We start from the raw sequence: 1,894 nt of genomic DNA, 5'->3' as shown, positions 1-1,894 counted from the left end.
GCCGCGCACGGCCCCGGGAACACCCGCCCGGACACGAACGGCGAGAGTCAACCCGCTGCGGGGGAATCACTTCTCACGGGTGTTTGTTAGCCTGGTGTCGGCACCGGCTCGATCCAAGCCCCCGGGCCCAACCTTCGTCGCTACGAGCGACCTCTTGCCGCGAGGCGAGCATGGCGGGTCGGTGCCGCTCACGTCATGGACAGGCCCGCGTCACCTCATGGTGGCGCGGGCCTGTTCTGCTTGGCGGGAGCGGGTCCACGACCCCGCCGTTCCGTCTCTCGCATCTCGGAAGTGATCTTTCGTACTGCGGCAGTGGTTACCGGCTACTCGCCAGTAGGTGCGACGATCGTGGGCGCGTGCGGGGCCCGGCCCCGCCGTCTAAGCAATGAAGCTCAGGAAAGCGAAGGACACGGCCATGGCAACGGCGCCCAGCGTCTCGTACTCGATGACGGTCCGGCTGGAGGTGCCCGCGAGCGGCACCGCGGTCTCCCAGCTCACCACGGCCGTGGAGTCCTCCGGCGGCTCGGTGACCGGCCTCGACGTGACCGCTTCCGGCCACGAGAAGCTGCGGATCGACGTCACCATCGCGGCGTCCTCCACCGCGCACGCCGAGGAGATCGTGGAGGGCCTGCGCGCCATCGACGGCGTCCTGCTCGGCAAGGTCTCCGACCGTACGTTCCTGATGCACCTCGGCGGCAAGATCGAGATGGCGTCCAAGCACCCCATCCGCAACCGCGACGACCTCTCGATGATCTACACCCCCGGTGTGGCCCGCGTCTGCATGGCGATCGCCGAGAACCCCGAGGACGCGCGCCGCCTGACCATCAAGCGCAACTCCGTCGCCGTCGTCACCGACGGCTCCGCCGTCCTCGGCCTCGGCAACATCGGCCCGATGGCCGCGCTCCCGGTCATGGAGGGCAAGGCCGCCCTCTTCAAGCGCTTCGCCGGCATCGACGCCTGGCCGATCTGCCTGGACACCCAGGACACCGACGCCATCGTCGAGATCGTCAAGGCCATCGCGCCCGGCTTCGCGGGCATCAACCTGGAGGACATCTCCGCGCCGCGCTGCTTCGAGATCGAAGCCCGGCTGCGCGAGGCCCTCGACATCCCCGTCTTCCACGACGACCAGCACGGCACCGCCATCGTCGTGCTCGCCTCGCTCACCAACGCGCTGCGCGTGGTCGGCAAGGCCATCGGTGACGTAAGGGTCGTCATGTCCGGTGCCGGGGCCGCCGGTACGGCCATCCTGAAGCTCCTCATCGCCGCGGGCGTCAAGCACGCGGTCGTCGCCGACATCCACGGCGTGGTGCACGCGGGCCGCGAGGACCTGGTCGCCGCCCAGCCCGACTCGCCGCTGCGCTGGATCGCCGACAACACCAACCCGGAGGGCGTCACCGGCACCCTCAAGGAGGCCGTCGTCGGCGCGGACGTCTTCATCGGCGTCTCCGCCCCCAACGTCCTGGACGGCGACGACGTGGCCGCCATGGCGGACGGCGCGATCGTCTTCGCGCTGGCCAATCCGGACCCCGAGGTGGACCCGACGATCGCCCGCGAGACGGCTGCGGTCGTCGCGACCGGCCGCTCCGACTTCCCGAACCAGATCAACAACGTGCTGGTCTTCCCGGGTGTCTTCCGCGGTCTGCTCGACGCCCAGTCGCGCACCGTCAACACCGAGATGATGCTCGCCGCCGCCGGTGCCCTCGCCGACGTCGTCGCCGAGGACGAGCTGAACGCGAACTACATCATCCCGTCCGTCTTCAACGACAAGGTCGCCGGGGCCGTCGCCGGCGCCGTGCGCGCCGCCGCCAAGGCCGCCGGAGTCACCGAGGCCACCTCCGCCGGACAGCTCTGACCCGGAGGCACCCGCGCGACGGACCCGGGCCCGCGCACGGCG

1 protein-coding gene is annotated in these 1,894 nt (G+C 70.5%); it reads left to right on the top strand.

What is annotated here, in order from left to right; translation table 11 throughout:
* Positions 1-415 precede the first annotated feature (415 nt).
* Positions 416-1,852, top strand: a complete 1,437-nt coding sequence (locus ACFWEP_RS34420; protein WP_387376202.1) for an NAD-dependent malic enzyme — start codon at positions 416-418, stop codon at positions 1,850-1,852.
* The last annotated feature ends 42 nt before the right edge of the window (positions 1,853-1,894 follow it).

This window comes from Streptomyces sp. NPDC060198 (assembly GCF_042728415.1).
In the GTDB taxonomy this organism is placed as follows: Bacteria; Actinomycetota; Actinomycetes; order Streptomycetales; family Streptomycetaceae; genus Streptomyces.
This window is presented reverse-complemented; position numbering and strand designations above follow the sequence as displayed.

Bases quoted from the DNA above. Each gene is read 5' to 3' on its own strand.
- ACFWEP_RS34420 (WP_387376202.1), top strand. From the start codon at position 416: ATGGCAACGGCGCCCAGCGTCTCGTACTCGATGACGGTCCGGCTGGAG.